Raw genomic sequence first — 17,361 nt, forward strand, 5'->3', positions numbered from 1 at the left:
GGCAACAGCACGGATGGTACGGGCGTGATCGTTGACCCGAATGGTTCGATCAATACGTCGGGTAACGGCTCGACCAATATCAGCGGTGACTCGACCAACGGTACCGGCACCGATATCAACGGTTCGATCAACACCACGGACAACGGCACGACCAACATCAGCGGCAACTCGACCGATGGCACTGGCGTGATCGTTGACCCGAATGGTTCGATCAACATTTCCGGCAACGGCTCGACGAACATCTCGGGCGATTTGACCAACGGCAATGGCACGGTGATTGACGGCGATGTAAACGTGACGGACAACGGCACGATCAACATCAGTGGCAACACGACCAATGGCACGGGCGTGATCGTCGATCCGAACGGTTCGATCAACATCTCGGGTAACGGCGCGGCCGACATCTCGGGCAACTCGACGAACGGCAATGGCACGATCATCGACGGCGACGTGAACACGACTGACAACGGCACGGTCGTGATCATCGACAACGGTACGGTGCTCATCCCGGGCGATAACGGTGGCAGCAACGGCAGCAACGGCAGCAACGGCAGCAACGGCAGCAACGGCAGCAACGGCACCAACGGCGGCACCAACGGCACCAACGGCGGCAACACCGACGGTGGCAACGGTGGCACTAACGGCGGCGGCAACGGCGACAACACCGGCGGCAGCAACGGCGGCGATACACCTCCGGTCAACAACGGTGGCAACGTGCCTCCTGTCGACAACGGCGGCGCATCTTCCGTCGGCGGCTCGAACGGCGGCAGCGGCGGCTCTGGCGGCATCGCCGCGGGTGCGATCGGCGCAATTGGCATGGGCGGTGCAGCTGCCTACTTCATGAGCGACATGCTGTCGGCGCACTGGTATCTGGACGCCGGACAGGCGTTGACGCTGGAAGCTGGCGACCCGGTGTTCTGGGCCGATGCCGAGCTGGAGCACGTGACGGTCGACATGACGACGAACTCGGCCGACGTGCAGTTGTTCACGCATGCTGGCGTGCTGGATCGTCATCTGGCGTACCGCGACGGCGCCGAAGGTGTGAAGCATTTCACGTACGAAGATCCGCAGCAGAAGACGAAGGCGGACCTGTCGGTGAACATGCAGACGCACGAGTACTTCTACACGGAAAGCGGCGTGAAGGACGGCAAGGCATACGTGGTCAAGTCGCACGGCTGGCTGAAGATGGGCCTCGCGCCCACGGGCAGCACGGTACGCGCCACGATCAAGAGCGCAGCCTGACGCTCGGATCGCGCCTTGCGCCTGCTGCGAAGCGGGCGTGAGGCACGGTGAGATGGCAGTCGGTTGATCGCTCTCGCGGGACGATCAACTGACAAATCTCGCAGTTCGTCAATTGAAGGCGGTGCCATGTGCACCGCCTTTTTTGTTTCGCTTTAAAAAGCGCTTGGCAGCGGCAACAAATCAAATCCGCGATCAACGCATAAAGACCATCCAAGCATTAAAAAATGGCCGGCCGTCGACTAATTCGGACTATTCCTATTTGCATTATCCAAAAGCACAGCGAATTTTCCTGCGATCCAAGTCTAGCACAGCAAAAAGTCCAACCCTACTCCGAAAACTTTTTTGCGATGCTCAGAGTTTTTTTGGAATAGTCCTATTCGCTTCGAATCGCCGGACTCTTAATCTCTTATTCATGGGGCGACGCAGTTTCGGCACAAATTCCGTAAATCGTGACGCCATGGTATTTGATCTGAGTTCAGGGTTAATTAAATGTTGTGGCGCAAAAACGAAGTAAATCGGCAGATCACTCGCGCAATGTGGGTGCTGCCGCTGCTGATGGCAGGAGTCGCTCACGCGGAGCCTGTCGCAACTATGAGCGCAGGCCTCGCAGCGGCCCAGGCAGATGTAGCGTTCAAGGTCATTCCCGCGGGTAGCCGCGACGAATCAACGATGATCACGCTGCTGCGCGACAAGGCAGCAACGCTCGGTAATGTCCCCGCCAATCTCGCCGATGTGAACCGCTGGTCGGACCGTCTAACGGACGCGCTGCGTCAAGGCGGCTTTCCGGTCGTCCAGGTCTTGATGACCGATGACGACTGGCGTGCTGCCCAAAAGGGCGCTGCTCCTGTGTTCACCGTGTATCCGGGCCGAATCCGCAAGATCGTGGTCCAGAACAAGTCGCGCGTCGACGACGCCCGCTTGCAGCGTCTCATCTCACGCGCGTTGTGCCACGGCGATCAGGTCAACGGCGTCTGCATGTTGAGCATGCCGCGCCTCGAACGCGCCACGCAGCTGCTGCAGGACGTGCCCGGTGTCGCCATCGAAAAAGCCCCGCAGTTTTCGCCGGGCGGAGGCGTGGGCGATATCGAAGTGACATTCAGCATTGCTGCAAAAGGCAAGCCGATGCAGGCCGACCTCATCATGGACAACCAGGGCATCGAGTCCACGGGCAGCTATCGTTTTGGCGTCACCGCCTCCGGCAACAACTACTTTGGCGCCGGCGAGAGCTACGCATTCACGCTCATGGGCACCGACAAGAAGATGTGGACGGGCTCGCTGACCGGCAGCGTGCCGATCTTCGACGATGGCCTGCGTCTGACCGGCGGCGTCACGCGCCAGCAGTACACGATCAACGCGGGTACCCCGGTCGCGGGTGTCGCCACCACGGGTCAGGCAGGCGTGCTTTATCCGTTCATGCGTGGTCTGGATGCCAATGTCTGGGGCGCCGCGTCTGTCCTGCATAGCCAGGCCGCGACGACCTACAAGGACTACGGCTTCGCCTCGCACAGCACGCTCGACTCTGTGCGTTTTTCCGTGCAAGCCGACAACGGCGATCGTCCGCAGCAACTGCGCACCAACATTTTGAGCGGGCAGGCAGCGTTGACGATTGGTCATCAGCGCAACGACGACGCCGCGTTGGACGCCGGTCCCCACCGCGCGGGCAACTACGCGAAGCTGACCGGTTTCGGCTTCGGCACCTACGCGCTCACGCGCAGCGGCAATCTCTTCCTGACCGGACGGGTCAACTCGCAACTGGCGAGCCGCAACCTCGACTCAAGCGAAAAGCTCACCGCCGGCGGTCCCGACGCCGTCCGCGCCTATCGCGCCGACGAAGTGTCGTTCGACGAAGGTGTCGTCATCAACGCCGGCCTGTACGAGCGCTTCCCCGTTGCGACCGGCCACCAGCTTCAGCTGGGCGTTTTCTCCGACTTCGCCATCGGCCGCGTGAATCACTCGCCGTGGGCCAATTGGGAACAGAGCTACGTCGGAGTGCCGGGTGTCACTAATACCCGCACGCTGGCGGGCTATGGCGCGAGCGTCGACTGGCTTACGCCGATCGGTGCAACCGTCTCGGCATCGGTATCCAAACCCTATGGCTTTTCATCGGCCTCTTGGGTCGAGCCCGGCAAGAAGCCCCTCCAGTACTGGCTGTCGGTTACCTGGAAACACTAACTGTCGACGGCGCCTTTTGCCTTTTGCGCCGATCACTTCATCGTAAGCAATACGTTATTCCTCCCAGAGAGAGTCTCATGAAATTCAGCATCAACAAGTTCGAATATCTTTGCTATCGCCGCGAACACGAGAAGGCGAGCCGTGAACTGCTGCAACTGCTCAACAAGATCGATCAACATTACGGCATCCTGATGGATGTCGACGTATGGGCGCAGTCCAACGAAGCGCAGGACATCATGGACGATCACCTGCTCGCGCGTCTCACATCCGCGATCACGAGTCTCGTGACCGATCCGAAGTTCACGTTCTCCGAAGCGGGCATTGCGCGCACGGTGTTGTTCCAGCGTTGGCTCGCTGCCATGTTTGCCGCCAGCCCGTTCCGCAACGCCGATCACATTCTCCGTTCGCTTGGCGTTAATGAAGACGCGCGCCACGCCATCGAGCTGCGCAACAGCGAAGTCCGCAAGTTCCAGCTATTTTATTTGCCGGAATCGGAAGTCCGTCTCGACTGGGACGCGCTGTGGAACCTCGACAAGAAAATGGCAGCGTCGCTCGCGATGACCATCATGTCGTCGCGCTTCCTCGGCACGCCCTCGGCGCATCAGAAGCGCGAATTGCTGTTGCGCTGGTTGCCGGAACGGCTCGAGCAGATCGAGAGCATCGATTCTCTGCCGATGGGTGTCCTGCACGACGTCTACATGCACTGCAGCTACGCGGACTTGCCGTCCAAGCACGACATCAAGAAGCCGATCAACGCGTTGATCCGCCGCAAGCTCGAAGCACTCGGAATCGCCGACGTGAAGCGCGAGCCGGCCAAAGTGGAAGGCGAGAAGCCGGTCGTGCTGGTCGTGCTCGAGTGGTTCTCCAAGAATCATTCGATCTACCGTACGCATTCGCAGACCCTCGTCGCGATGCGTGACAAGTTCCATCTGGTGGGCATGGGCTACGACGGTCGCGTTGACGAGGCCGGCAAAGCGGTATTCCACGAGTTCATTCCTTTCGAGGGCGCGAACGTGTGGGAAGTCGCGCGTCAGGTGCGTGACATGAGCGAAGCGCGCAACGCGCAGATGATGTACATGCCCAGCGTCGGCATGTTCCCGATCACCATGGTCATGGCGTGCTTCCGCGTCGCGCCGCTGCAATTGATGGCTTTGGGCCATCCGGCCACGACCCACGGCCACGCTATGGACTATGTGGTGGTGGAAGAAGACTACGTCGGCGACGAAGCCTGCTTTAGCGAGAAGCTGCTGAAGCTGCCTTCTGACGGCATGCCGTACCGCGCCCCGGCGGCCATGCTCGAGCTGAATCTGCCGACTGAAAAAGCGCCGTCGAACGTAGTCAGGATCGCGGTGGCAGGCACGACGATCAAGCTGAACCCCGGTTTCCTCAACACCTGTGCCGCGATCGCTCGCGAAGCCAGTGTGCCGGTCGAGTTCCATTTCCTCGTGGGCCAGGCAACGGGTCTCGTGTTTCCGCAAGTGCGCAATCTGATTCGTCGGTTGCTCGGAAAGAACGCCGTCGTGCACAAGCATCAGGGCTACGCCGGTTACATGAACGTGATTGCCGGTTGCGACCTGTTCCTCAATCCGTTCCCGTTCGGCAACACGAATGGAATCGTGGATACGGTGTGGGCCGGGCTCGTCGGTGTCTGCAAGACCGGCCGCGAAGTGCATGAGCATATCGACGAAGGCATGTTCCGCCGCCTCGGTTTTCCGAAGTGGACTATCACCAAAACGAACGATGAGTACAAAGCCTCTGCGTTGCGCCTGATCGAAAACGTACAGGAGCGTCGCGAGCTGGCTGCGTCGCTGGCTGGTCCGAAGGCCATTGAGAAGCTGATTTTCCAGGGCCGCCCGGAAATTCTAGGTGAGCGCATGCAAACGCTGTGGCTCGACAAGATGCATCAGGTGCAGTGAGGCGAGCATGAACGAGACCAGTAAATCCGCGATGCGCCGTGCGCGCGATCCCGCCTTCCAGCAGCACTACTTCGTGGGCAAGGGTATCGATATCGGCGCAGGAGACGATCCGCTCAACGCTCACGCGCATGTGTTCCCGCGCGTGACGGAGATCGTGTCATGGGACAAGGCGCAGGGCGACGCTCTGCGCATGGCAGGCGCGCAGGACGCATCGTTCGACTTCGTGCATTCCAGTCACTGCCTCGAACATATCGCCAATCCTTTTCAGGCTCTCGCCAGATGGCTTGAACTGCTGAAGCCGGGCGGCTATGCAATTCTGACCGTGCCCGACGAAGATCTGTATGAAAAGGCCAAGTGGCCGAGTCCCTTTAATCGCGAGCACAAGGTCAGTTTCACGATCTGCAAGCCGGAGAAGACGCTGCCGGGTTCGGTGAACGTGCTCGATCTGGTGTGTGCCTTTTCGCCGATTGCGTCATGCGAGCGGGTCTCGTTGGTGCGCGAGAACTACGACGAGCGGCGCGCGAGTGTCGACCAGACGGCGCGTGGCCTTGCCGAATGCGCAATCGAAATCGTTCTGCGCAAACGCGCGGTGCCGAGCGCGCGTGAAATGATGGACGTCGCCGCAAAAGCGCGCGACGCACAGGAAAGCCTGCGCGCCTGGCAACTCGCGCTGAAGTCGTATCCGTATCGCTTCGACGTCTATCACGGTGCAATGCTCGCCTGGCTGCGCTGGGATCTGATCGACGCTATCGACGACTTGTGGGCTCGCTGCATCGAATGTTTGCCTGATCAGCATTTGCCGCGCCTCTATCACGCGCTGCACACCATCGCGCGCGGCAAGCTGCGGGAAGGCTTCCAGACACGCGAATCGTGGATGAGCAAGTTCGGCTGGCAGCGCCGCACGAAAGCCCCACCGCCGTCGACCATCCCCGCGTGGGCCGGCGAGCGGCTCGACGGAAAGTCGATCGTTATCTGGAGCGAGTTCGGTCTGGGCGACGAAATCTTCTTTCTGCGCTTCGCACGGATTCTTCGCGAGCGTTGCGGCGCTGCACGTGTTTCGGTGGTTTGTCAGGCGCCGCTCGTCACGCTGTTCGAGCGCTCAAAAGAAGCTGACGCGGTGTTCAACGTGGCGCAGGCGGCCGATTTGCCGCAGCACGACTACTGGGCCTATCCGCATGCGATTCCCGCTCATATCGACCTCGACCTGGAAGCGCTGCCACAGGCCGTGCCCTTCCTGCATGCGCCTGGAACGACCGCTTTCGCCGCGCTCAAGGAGAGCAAAGCGAAGCTCAAGGTGGGCGTCGCGTTCAAGGGCGCGCCTACGCATGAGAACGACAAGCAGCGGTCGCTGCCGTCTCTCTCTGTGCTGGACGATCTCTTCAAGATCGAAGACGTCGAGTTCTTCAGTCTGCAAAAAGGGGCGGGCGCCGAAGAAGCCGCGGACTATGCGAAGCGCCTCGCGAACTTCCATGACGTCGGCGCTTCACTGAGCAGCATGGACGAGACCGCCAACGCGATCGCCGCACTCGACGTGGTGTTGACCGTCGATACGTCCGTCGCCCATGTCGCGGCCGCGATGGGCAAGCCGACATGGTTGATGCTGCCGTTTTTCGGCGACTGGCGCTGGCATTACACGCGCACCGACAGTCCGTGGTATCCCAGCATGCGTCTCTTTCGCAGGCTTGCGGGCAGCGACTGGTCGGAGGTGGTGGCACGGCTTCGCGGCCGGCTGCTGATGGCGCTGCAATCCGACGGCGCCGAGCTATAAGAGCCTCTCTTCGTCGCATAGGGCAGGCACAATCGCAAAACGGGCTCCGCAAGGAGCCCGTTTCGTTTTGCGTTCGAGAAAACGAAGCGGCGCGTCCCCTGCTAACCAGGAGTTCACGCCTCCGCGCCAATCCTTCTGCGCGAAATGAGCTCCTTCGCGCCAGCCAGCTTTTCCGCGAGCTGCGGCCCGCGCTTCAATGCGACTCCCACAGCAAGAATGTCGCCGATCGCGAGGTGCGACGTGCGCGAGGTCATCGGCGAAAAGATGTCGGTGTCTTCGTCGACATTGGCGAATAGTCCGACCGACGCAATCCGTGCGAGCGGCGAATTGCCGTGCGTGATGGCGATCACTTTGGCGCCGCCCGCCACGGCCGACTTCGCGGCATCCACGATATCCCGCGTGCGCCCGGTGTTCGAAATGGCGACCACGACGTCGCCTTCACCCAGCATTGCCGCCGACATCAGGAAGGTGTGCGGATCGGAATAGGCGACGCTCGGCATGCCGAGCCGGAAGAACTTGTGCTGCATGTCGAGCGCGGCGATGCCCGAGCCGCCCGCGCCGTAGAACTCGATCCGCTTTGCCTGCGCGAGCACCTCGATGGCGGCCGCGACGCTATCCGTCGACAGATTGTTGCGCACCTGGATCAGCGCACCGATTGTGCGGTCGAGCACCTTCGCGGCGACGCCGGGCGGCGGCTCGTCGGGGCGGACGTCGCGATAGACGGCCGGCACTTCGGTGGCGATTCCCTGCGCGAGCCGGATCTTGAACTCGCGAAACCCCGAAAAGCCGAGCGCATGGCAGAACCGCGCGATGGTCGGCTGGCTCACACCCGCGCGGGCCGCGACTTCCGTCATCGAGAGGTCAAGCACTTCGCGCGGCGCTTCGATTACGTAGTCGGCGAGCTTGCGCTCGGACGGGCGCAATTGCTCGCGCATCTCTTCGACTTGGGACAGCATCATTGGAAGACTCGCACTATGCTGAAGAATGCGTGGACTATAGCTGATAGCCGGCAAGGTACAAAAACTACATTTGCGCCGTAGGTGTTATCCCTAGGTCAAACGAGATTTCCGCCGCAATCCCGCCCATCAAGCGTTTGCGGCCTGATCTCGATGTCGCAGCGCAGCAGGAATCCGGATTGCGGTCGTGTAGTTTTTCTACTAACATTGCCGACGTCGGTTGGTCCGACTTCCCGCGATACCTACCTGGCATAGTGCCCACGCGCCTGCCGCCAGCGACGAAGGAGCTCAGATGGTTTCCCCGCATTCGCAATTGTTGAAGGTCACGCAGCGCGTGATCGAACGCAGCAAGCCGACTCGCGAGGCATATCTCGCCCGCATCCATCAGGCGCAGGGCAAGTTCCCGGCGCGCGGCGCGCTCTCGTGCGCGAATCTGGCTCATGGTTTCGCGGGCCTCGAAGGCAACGACAAACTCGTCATCAAGCAGATCCGCGAGCCGAACGTCGGCATCGTGTCTTCGTACAACGAGATGCTGTCGGCTCACGCGCCGTACAAAAACTACCCGGACATCATCAAGCAGGCCGCGCGTGAAAACGGCGGCGTCGCGCAATTCGCGGGCGGCGTGCCGGCTATGTGCGACGGCATCACGCAAGGTAACGCGGGCATGGAGCTGTCGCTGTTCTCGCGCGAAGTGATCGCGATGAGCACGGCGGTCGCGCTGACACACAATATGTTCGACGCGGCGCTGTGCCTCGGCATCTGCGACAAGATCGTGCCGGGCCTCCTGATCGGCGCGCTGCAATTCGGCCACCTGCCGACCATCTTCGTGCCGGCCGGCCCGATGACGAGCGGTCTCTCGAACGACGACAAAGCCAAAACGCGCCAGCAGTTCGCGACCGGCCAATGCGGCCGGGACGCGCTGCTCGAAGCGGAAGCCGCCGCCTATCACGGCCACGGCACCTGCACGTTCTACGGCACCGCGAACAGCAATCAGATGCTGATGGAGATCATGGGCCTGCATCTGCCTGGCTCGGCCTTTGTGCATCCGCACACGCCTTTGCGCGACGCGCTCACTGCGCAAGCGGCGCGGCGCGTGCTTGATCTGACCGTCGATCGCGGCAACTACATGCCGATCGGCCATGTGATCGACGAAAAGGCGATCGTGAACGGCATCGTCGCGTTGCTGGCGACGGGCGGCTCGACCAATCACACGCTGCACCTCGTGGCGATTGCGCGCGCGGCTGGCATCGTGATCGACTGGGACGATTTCGACGCGCTGTCGCAAGCCGTGCCGCTCCTTGCCAAGATCTACCCGAACGGCAAGGCCGACGTGAATCATTTCCACGCAGCCGGCGGCGTCGCGTTCCTCGTGCGTAATCTGCTGGAAGGCGGTTTGCTGCATGAAGACGTCAACACCGTCGCGGGCAAGGGATTGCAGCACTACACGGAAGAACCGAAGCTTATCGACGGCAAGCTGCAATGGGTGCCGGGCGTGCAAGCGAGCGAAGACACCGCGGTGCTGCGCGGCATCAAGGAGCCGTTCCAGCCGGATGGCGGTTTGCGTCTGATGCAAGGCAAGCTGGGGCGCGGCGTGATCAAGATTTCGGCGGTGGCGCCGCAGCATCGGAAGGTGAAGGCTCCCGCCATCGTGTTCGATTCGCAGGAAGCGGTGCAGGAAGCGTTCGACAACGGTGAGCTGAAGCGCGACTTCGTTGCGGTCGTGCGCTTTCAGGGCGCGCGGGCAAACGGCATGCCCGAGCTGCATCGTTTGACGCCGCTGCTCGGTGTGTTGCAGGATCAAGGCTTTCATGTCGCATTGGTCACGGACGGCCGCATGTCGGGCGCGTCGGGCAAGGTGCCGGCGGTGATTCATCTGTCGCCGGAAGCGCTGCTGCAAGGCCCGATCGGCAAGGTCCGCACTGGCGACATGCTGGTGATCGACGCCGAGGCGGGCGTGCTCGATGTCGAAATCGACGCCGCGCAGTGGGCCGCACGGCCCGGCGCCGAGCCGCTGCATCAGGCCGAGAACGAAGTCGGCTTCGGCCGGGAGCTGTTCGGCGTGTTTCGTGCGGCCGCGGCGCCGGCGGAGCAGGGCGCGTCGGTGTTCGGTCCGATGGTCGGCGAGCGTCAGGCGTCGCAGGGCGAGCACGCGGCATCCGCAGCAAAGCACGCCGCTCAACATGGCGAAACGCGTACCAGCACCACTCAGGCCGGCTAGCAGCGTCGCGCAGGCAAGCCAACTGAGCCGGTCAACCGGGCAACCCCAGCAAGCCAGTCCTCGCGACCCAACAGGCAACAGGCAACAGCCAACAGGCAACAGCCAACAGGCAACTGGCAGAAACAAGGAGTTTCACTATGACGTCGAAAACAGTAAGCGAGATCGTCCGCCTCGGCCCCGTGATTCCGGTGCTCGCGTTCGATTCGGTCGAGCAGGGCGAGCACGTGTCGCGCGCATTGCATGCAGGCGGCGTGAAGGTGCTCGAAATTACGCTGCGCACGGCAGCCGGCCTCGAAGCAATCGAGCGCGCGAGCCAGTTGGCCGAAGACATCGTGGTCGGCGTGGGCACGATCACGAAGCCGGAGCACTGCGCACAGGCAAAGAAAGCGGGCGCGCAGTTCGGCGTCTCGCCGGGCCTCACGAAAGACATGCACAAGGCCGCGCAGGACGCCGGCCTGCCGCTCCTGCCGGGCGTGATGACGCCGAGCGACATCATCACCGCGCTCGAACTCGGCTATGAGATCGTGAAGTTCTTCCCGGCGCAGCAAGCAGGCGGCGTGCCGATGCTGCAAGCTTTTCATGGCCCGTTCCCGACGCTCAAGTTCTGCCCGACCGGCGGCATCACTGCCGAAACGGCCACGCATTTCCTGTCGCTGCCGAATGTGGTGTGCGTGGGCGGTTCCTGGCTCACGCCGAAAGCCGCACTCGCGTCGCAAAACTGGGACGAAGTCACGCGTCTCGCTCGCGCCGCGAGCCAGCTGGCCGCGCCCGCTCACTAGTCACAATCGGCCTCATTCTAGTCAGTCAGCGAGTCAGGCAAGAAAGAGCCTCGTCGACACAGCCGGTTCGGCTGTCGCGGCGGGGCTTCGTTGCAGATATGCATGCTGGTTTCTCGGGCTTTTCAAGACAACAAACAGTAAAATTCAGCGACCGCGTGGTTCACAGCTTTTGACGCACGCCGGTCGCCATGAGACGAGGTGGCTGCCGTCTTCCGCACCCACAATCAATAACGCAAAGGAGGAGCTTCATGGAAGCTGTTCACGGCAGCATGCTGCTGGTTTACGGGGTGATCGCCATCGCCCTGCTGATCTTGATGATTACCCGCTTCAAGGTCTATCCGTTCCTGGTTCTGATCATCGTGTCGCTGCTGCTCGGGCTTGCGTCCGGCATGCCGATGGCGACCATCGTCAAGTCGTTCGAAACCGGCAACGGCAACACGCTCGGGCACATCGCGGTGGTGGTGGGCCTGGGCACGATGCTCGGCAAGATGATGGCCGAATCCGGCGGCGCAGAGCGCATCGCCACGACGCTCATCAGCTGGTTCGGCGAGAAGAACATTCACTGGGCGATGATGGTCGTCGCGATCATCGTCGGTTTGCCGGTGTTCTTCGAAGTGGGCTTCGTGCTGCTGATTCCGATTGCCTTTAACGTCGCGAAGCGCACCAACAAATCGCTGCTGCTCGTCGGCCTGCCGATGGTCGCGGGCCTCTCCGTCGTGCACGGGCTGATTCCGCCGCACCCGGCCGCGATGCTCGCCGTGCAGCAGTATCACGCGGACATCGGCAAGACGATTGCCTATGGCCTGATCGTCGGTGTGCCGACGGCTATCGTAGCCGGTCCGCTGTTTGCGCTGCTGATCAACCGTTATGTGAAGCTGCCGGAACAGAACGCGCTCGCCGCGCAATTCCTCAACAAGGACGAAGTCGCGCTGTCGGGCACGCCGGGCGGTGCGAGCGCTGCACCCAGGCGCGAACTGCCGAGCTTCGGCATCACGCTCTTCACGGTGCTGCTGCCGGTGATCCTGATGCTGGTGGGCAGTTGGGCCGACCTCGTGTTCACGCCGAAGACGTTGCCGAACGATTTGCTGCATTTCGTCGGCAATTCGGACGTGGCGCTGTTGATCGCCGTGCTGGTCAGCTTCTGGACTTTCGGCGCTAGCCGCGGTTTCAATCGCGATCAGATCCAGAAGTTCTGCGGCGAATGTCTCGCACCGATCGCGGGTATTACGCTGATCGTCGGCGCGGGCGGCGGTTTTGGGCGCGTGCTGATGGATAGCGGCATTTCAAAGGAAATCGTTGCCGCTGCGACTTCGGCGCATCTGTCGCCGCTGCTGTTCGGCTGGCTTGTCGCGGCGTTGATCCGTCTGGCGACAGGCTCGGCGACGGTCGCGATGACCACCGCCTGCGGCATTGTCGCGCCTATCGCCGCCGCAAGCGCGATTCAGGTTAAGCCGGAGCTGCTCGTGCTGGCAACGGGCTCGGGCTCGCTGATCTTCTCGCATGTGAACGACGGCGGTTTCTGGCTGATCAAGGAATACTTCGGTATGACGGTGGGGCAGACCTTCAAGACATGGTCGCTCCTCGAGACCATCATTTCGCTGATGGGTTTGCTGTTGACCTTCGCGCTAGCGGCGGTCCTGTAAGGAGTTTTAGATGATTCTGATCGCAATGGGCGTGTCGGGCGCCGGCAAAACGAGAATTGGCGAGATGCTGGCAGAGCGCCTGCACTGCGCGTTCACCGACGGCGACGCGTTTCATAGCGCCGCGAACAAGGAGAAGATGCACCACGGCATTCCGCTCACCGACGAAGACCGGTGGCCGTGGCTCAAAACTATCCGCGCCGCGATCGAAGAAAAGCAGAAGGCGGGCGAGACGGCTGTGTTCACGTGTTCGTCGCTGAAGCGCTCGTATCGCGACATTCTGCGCGACGGCGACAAGGACGTGTGCTTCGTCTACCTGAAGGGCTCGCGCGAGTTGCTGCAGGAGCGTCTGACCACGCGTACCGGCCATTTCTTCGACCCGTCGCTGCTGCAAAGCCAGCTCGACACGCTCGAGGAACCGGGTGCGGACGAAGCCGTGACGGTGAGCATCGAACTGTCGCCGGAACAGATTGTCGACGACGTGTTGAAGCAGATCGACAAGCGCTAGGCTTCCCGCCTGCAGTTGCAGTCTGGATGTAGAGTAGAAAAGCCGCTCCTCGGAGCGGCTTTTCTTTTGCTTTGGCGGAGGCCTTTTATCAGCCGATGCGCTTCGCCAGTTCCACTGCCTTGCCGATGTACGAAGCCGGCGTCATCGCGAGCAGGCGGTCTTTCGCGTCTTGCGGAATAGCCAGGCCGCTCACGAACGTTTGCAGCGCCTCACGCGTGATGCCCTTGCCGCGTGTCAATTCCTTCAACTGCTCGTACGGATTTTCAATGCCGTAACGGCGCATCACCGTTTGCACGGGCTCGGCCAGCACTTCCCAGCAGTTGTCGAGGTCTTCGTTCAGACGTTGTGCGTTCACCTCGAGCTTGTCCAGACCGCGGATCAGCGAGTCGTACGCGAGCAGCGAATAGCCGAGGGCGACGCCCATGTTGCGCAGCACTGTTGAATCGGTGAGGTCGCGCTGCCAGCGCGACACCGGCAGTTTGTCGGCGAGGTGGCGCAGCGTTGCGTTCGCGAGGCCCAGGTTGCCTTCGGAGTTTTCGAAGTCGATCGGGTTCACCTTATGCGGCATCGTCGACGAACCGATCTCGCCGGCCTTCGTGCGTTGCTTGAAATAGCCGACCGAGATGTAGCCCCACACGTCGCGGTCGAGATCCAGCAGGATCGTGTTCGCGCGCGCGACGGCGTCGAACAGTTCGGCCATATAGTCGTGCGGCTCGATCTGGATCGTGTACGGATTGAACGTGAGCTTCAGGCGCTGTTCGACCACTTCGCGCGAGAACGCTTCCCAGTCGAACTCCGGATATGCCGACAGATGCGCGTTGAAGTTGCCAACCGCGCCGTTCATCTTGCCGAGCAGTTCCACGTTCGCGATACGCTCGATGGCGCGTGCGAGGCGCGCGGCCACGTTGGCGATTTCCTTGCCGAGCGTGGTCGGGCTGGCCGGCTGGCCGTGCGTGCGCGAGAGCATCGGCTGCTCGGCGTGCGCGTGAGCCAGCGCGACGAGCTTCTGATGGACGGTGCGCAGCGCCGGCAGAATGACGTGCTCGCGGGCGCCCGCGAGCATCAGGCCATGCGACGTGTTGTTGATGTCTTCCGACGTGCACGCGAAGTGGATGAATTCGCTCGCACGCTCGAGTTCTTCCTGACCCTTGACCGACTCCTTTAGCCAATATTCGACGGCCTTCACGTCGTGATTCGTCACGCGCTCGATTTCCTTGATGCGCGCGGCGTCGTGCGCGGTGAAGCGCTCGGCCAGTTGCAGCAGGAATTGCTCGGACGCTTCGGAGAAGCGCGGCACTTCGGCGAAACCGGCGCGCGAGAGCGCGATCAGCCAATGAATTTCGACCGTCACGCGATTGCGCATGAACGCGGCTTCCGAGAGCCAGTCGCGCAGGGCTTCGGTTTTCGACGCATAGCGGCCGTCGAGCGGAGAGAGCGCATTCAGCGCGAACAGAGTGTCGGGGCGGGTGTCGGACATGATGGCGGCTGGTCTAAGCGTTGAGCGCTCGCTGAAGTCGCAGCGGGCGGATCGGAACGGAGGGAACCGCGAATTTTACCACCACGGCTGGATTCGCCCGGAATAGGCGGGCTGCGCGCCATCCGTTGCGGGCGATGTGCCGACAACGCGACTGCGGATCGGGATGGTGCGCGCGAAGAGACCCACTAGAATGCTGACTTCTTCTTTCTCGCCGGCAGCAGGCTTCGCATGGAACTGAAATGGCTCGAAGACTTCGTTTCGCTCGCGGAGACGCGTAGTTTCAGCCGGTCCGCTGAACTGCGGCATGTGACGCAGCCGGCTTTCTCGCGGCGTATCCAGGCGCTCGAGGCGTGGCTCGGTACAGAGCTCATCGACCGCTCGGTCTATCCGACGCGTCTGACGCCCGCGGGTCAGGTATTCAACGAGCAGGCGCTTGCCATGCTCTCGCAGTTTCACGAGGCGCGCGCGCTGCTGCGCGGTCATACGGCGACGCCGCAGGCGACGATCGAATTCGCCGTGCCGCACACGCTGTCGCTCACCTACTTCCCGCGCTGGCTGCAACGCATCGAGGCGCAGATGGGCCCGATCCATACGCGGCTGCGGGCGCTCAACGTGCACGACGCGGCGCTCTCGCTGGTGGAAGGCGGTTGCGATCTGATGATGGGATATCACCATCCCAGCCATCCGGTGGCGCTCGATCCGGGCCGCTACGACATGCTGACGCTTGGCAACGAGCCGATCAGTCCGTTTTCCGCGCCGGGGCGCGCAAGCCGGCCGCGTCACACGCTGCCGGGCACTGCACAGGCGCCCACGCCGTATCTGTCGTACACGCCCAATGCGTATCTGGGCCGCATGACCGAGGTGATTCTCGCCAACGCGCCCGAGCGCCTCTATCTGGACCGGCTCTACGAAACCGACATGGCCGAAGGGCTGAAGGCGATGGCGCTGGCGGGCCACGGCATCGCCTTCCTGCCGCACAGCGCAGTGGAAGATGCGGTCGCGGACGGCAAGCTGATCCGGCTCGACCGCGCGACACGCGGCACGCCCGAAGGGCAACTCACGCTTACGATGGAGATCCGCCTGTATCGCGACAAGCTGGCCGCGAAAAGCGACGACGCACGGCAGATTCTCGTGCGGCAGTTATGGGACGTGGTCTCGGAAGAACTCGCGCACGGCGGCATCTGACAAGCCAGGCGACCAGGCCGCGCGAACCTGCATGTCGGCGACGCGAAATTGCGGGTTCAGCGAGGTTATGCAAAAAAAACATAATCGAATAAGGAAACGGCATTGGATTTCAAAACGGCCTTTTTCGACAATGCTGCTATTCGATCAACGCCGGAGCGTTCATGTCTTCCCAGCAGCAAGTCGCCGAATCTGTCTCAACCTTGCAGTCCGTTCCCTCCTACCTCAATAGCGAAGACCTCGGCCCTTGGGGCAACTACCTGCGCCAGGTCGACCGCGTCGCGCCGTACCTCGGCTCGCTGTCCCGCTGGCTCGAAACCCTGAAGCGCCCGAAGCGTATTCTGATCGTCGACGTGCCTATCGAACTGGATAACGGCACGGTCGCGCACTTCGAGGGTTACCGCGTGCAGCACAACGTGTCGCGCGGTCCGGGCAAAGGCGGTGTGCGTTATCACCAGGACGTGACGCTGTCCGAAGTCATGGCGCTGTCTGCGTGGATGTCGGTGAAGAACGCTGCGGTGAACGTTCCTTACGGCGGCGCGAAGGGCGGCATCCGCCTCGATCCGCGCAAGCTCTCGCGTGGCGAACTCGAGCGCGTCACGCGCCGCTACACCAGCGAGATCGGCATCATCATCGGACCGAATACCGACATTCCCGCGCCGGACGTGAACACGAACGAGCAGATCATGGCGTGGATGATGGACACGTACTCGATGAACCAGGGCCAAACGGCAACCGGCGTCGTGACCGGCAAGCCGATCACGCTCGGCGGTTCGCTCGGCCGCCGCGAAGCAACGGGCCGCGGTGTGTTCGTGGTCGGCTGCGAAGCGGCGCGCCGCATCGGCTTTGACATCGAGGGCGCGCGCATCGCCGTGCAAGGCTTCGGCAACGTCGGCGGGATTGCCGCGCGTCTCTTCCAGGAAGCGGGCGCGAAGGTCGTCGCGGTGCAGGACCACACGGGCTCGCTGTACAAGTCGACGGGTATTGACGCAGTCGCACTGCTCGATCATGTGGCGAAGACGGGCGGCGTGGGCGGTTTCCCGGAAGCCGACGCGGTGACGAACGAGGAGTTCTGGACCGTGGAGTCGGACATTCTGATTCCGGCCGCGCTGGAAAACCAGATCACCGAAAAGAACGCCGGCAAGATCAAGACGAAGATCGTCGTGGAAGGCGCCAACGGCCCGACCACTACGGCTGCCGACGACATCCTGCGCGATCGCGGCATCCTCGTGATTCCGGACGTGGTGGCCAATGCGGGTGGCGTGACGGTGTCCTACTTCGAATGGGTGCAGGACTTCTCCAGCTTCTTCTGGACCGAAGACGAGATCAATCAGCGCCTCGAGCGCGTGATGCGCGAAGCGTTTGCCGCTGTGTGGCAGGTGTCGAGCGAGCAGAACGTTTCGGTGCGTACGGCAGCGTTTATCGTCGCGTGTAAGCGGATTCTGCAAGCGCGCGAAATGCGCGGCCTGTATCCTTGATGTCCGGCTTGCAAAAAGCGGCAAA

At 62.1% G+C, this 17,361-nt stretch carries 12 protein-coding genes; 10 read left to right on the forward strand and 2 right to left on the reverse strand.

Annotated elements, in window-relative coordinates; translation table 11 throughout:
* The 4 genes from A3AC_RS30820 to A3AC_RS0127030 form a co-directional block, all read left to right on the forward strand.
* Positions 1 to 1,242, forward strand: a 1,242-nt coding sequence (locus A3AC_RS30820) for a hypothetical protein (RefSeq protein WP_035475978.1), incomplete at its 5' end; no start/stop codon positions are given.
* Between the two features lie 591 nt (positions 1,243 to 1,833).
* Complete coding sequence (locus A3AC_RS0127020) at positions 1,834 to 3,414, forward strand: ShlB/FhaC/HecB family hemolysin secretion/activation protein (protein ID WP_232231992.1); 1,581 nt, start codon at positions 1,834 to 1,836, stop codon at positions 3,412 to 3,414.
* A 77-nt stretch (positions 3,415 to 3,491) separates the two neighbouring features.
* The gene (locus tag A3AC_RS0127025; protein ID WP_025602543.1) at positions 3,492 to 5,330 is read left to right on the forward strand and encodes a peptide transporter; all 1,839 of its coding nucleotides are present in this window, start codon (positions 3,492 to 3,494) and stop codon (positions 5,328 to 5,330) included.
* Between the two features lie 7 nt (positions 5,331 to 5,337).
* A complete protein-coding gene (locus A3AC_RS0127030) occupies positions 5,338 to 7,098 on the forward strand; it encodes a methyltransferase domain-containing protein (protein WP_025602544.1) in 1,761 nt (586 codons plus the stop codon).
* 113 nt (positions 7,099 to 7,211) lie between these two features.
* Here the strand turns inward: A3AC_RS0127030 and A3AC_RS0127035 are convergent, their stop codons facing one another.
* A complete protein-coding gene (locus tag A3AC_RS0127035) occupies positions 7,212 to 8,057 on the reverse strand; it encodes a MurR/RpiR family transcriptional regulator (protein WP_025602545.1) in 846 nt (281 codons plus the stop codon).
* 289 nt (positions 8,058 to 8,346) lie between these two features.
* On the opposite strand from A3AC_RS0127035, the gene edd reads away from it, so the two are divergent.
* From edd to A3AC_RS0127055, 4 genes are all read left to right on the forward strand, one after another.
* The gene (gene edd / locus A3AC_RS0127040; RefSeq protein ID WP_025602546.1) at positions 8,347 to 10,272 is read left to right on the forward strand and encodes a phosphogluconate dehydratase; all 1,926 of its coding nucleotides are present in this window, start codon (positions 8,347 to 8,349) and stop codon (positions 10,270 to 10,272) included.
* Between the two features lie 137 nt (positions 10,273 to 10,409).
* Positions 10,410 to 11,051 carry a bifunctional 4-hydroxy-2-oxoglutarate aldolase/2-dehydro-3-deoxy-phosphogluconate aldolase gene (gene eda, locus A3AC_RS0127045; protein WP_025602547.1) on the forward strand — a complete coding sequence of 214 codons (642 nt, stop codon included), beginning with the start codon at positions 10,410 to 10,412 and terminating at the stop codon, positions 11,049 to 11,051.
* Between the two features lie 248 nt (positions 11,052 to 11,299).
* On the forward strand, positions 11,300 to 12,694 hold the full coding sequence (locus A3AC_RS0127050; RefSeq protein WP_025602548.1) for a GntP family permease: 1,395 nt from the start codon (positions 11,300 to 11,302) through the stop codon (positions 12,692 to 12,694).
* A gap of 10 nt (positions 12,695 to 12,704) precedes the next feature.
* Complete coding sequence (locus tag A3AC_RS0127055) at positions 12,705 to 13,199, forward strand: gluconokinase (protein ID WP_025602549.1); 495 nt, start codon at positions 12,705 to 12,707, stop codon at positions 13,197 to 13,199.
* An 88-nt stretch (positions 13,200 to 13,287) separates the two neighbouring features.
* Here the strand turns inward: A3AC_RS0127055 and purB are convergent, their stop codons facing one another.
* On the reverse strand, positions 13,288 to 14,676 hold the full coding sequence (purB, locus tag A3AC_RS0127060) for an adenylosuccinate lyase (RefSeq protein ID WP_025602550.1): 1,389 nt from the start codon (positions 14,674 to 14,676) through the stop codon (positions 13,288 to 13,290).
* A gap of 228 nt (positions 14,677 to 14,904) precedes the next feature.
* Between purB and A3AC_RS0127065 the strand changes: the two genes are divergently transcribed.
* Complete coding sequence (locus A3AC_RS0127065; protein WP_025602551.1) at positions 14,905 to 15,861, forward strand: LysR family transcriptional regulator; 957 nt, start codon at positions 14,905 to 14,907, stop codon at positions 15,859 to 15,861.
* A gap of 161 nt (positions 15,862 to 16,022) precedes the next feature.
* Positions 16,023 to 17,336 (forward strand): Glu/Leu/Phe/Val family dehydrogenase, encoded by a 1,314-nt coding sequence (locus tag A3AC_RS0127070; protein WP_025602552.1) that lies wholly within the window; start codon positions 16,023 to 16,025, stop codon positions 17,334 to 17,336.
* Positions 17,337 to 17,361 lie beyond the last annotated feature (25 nt).

The sequence above is a fragment of the Burkholderia sp. WSM2230 genome, assembly GCF_000472445.1.
Lineage (GTDB): Bacteria > Pseudomonadota > Gammaproteobacteria > Burkholderiales > Burkholderiaceae > Paraburkholderia.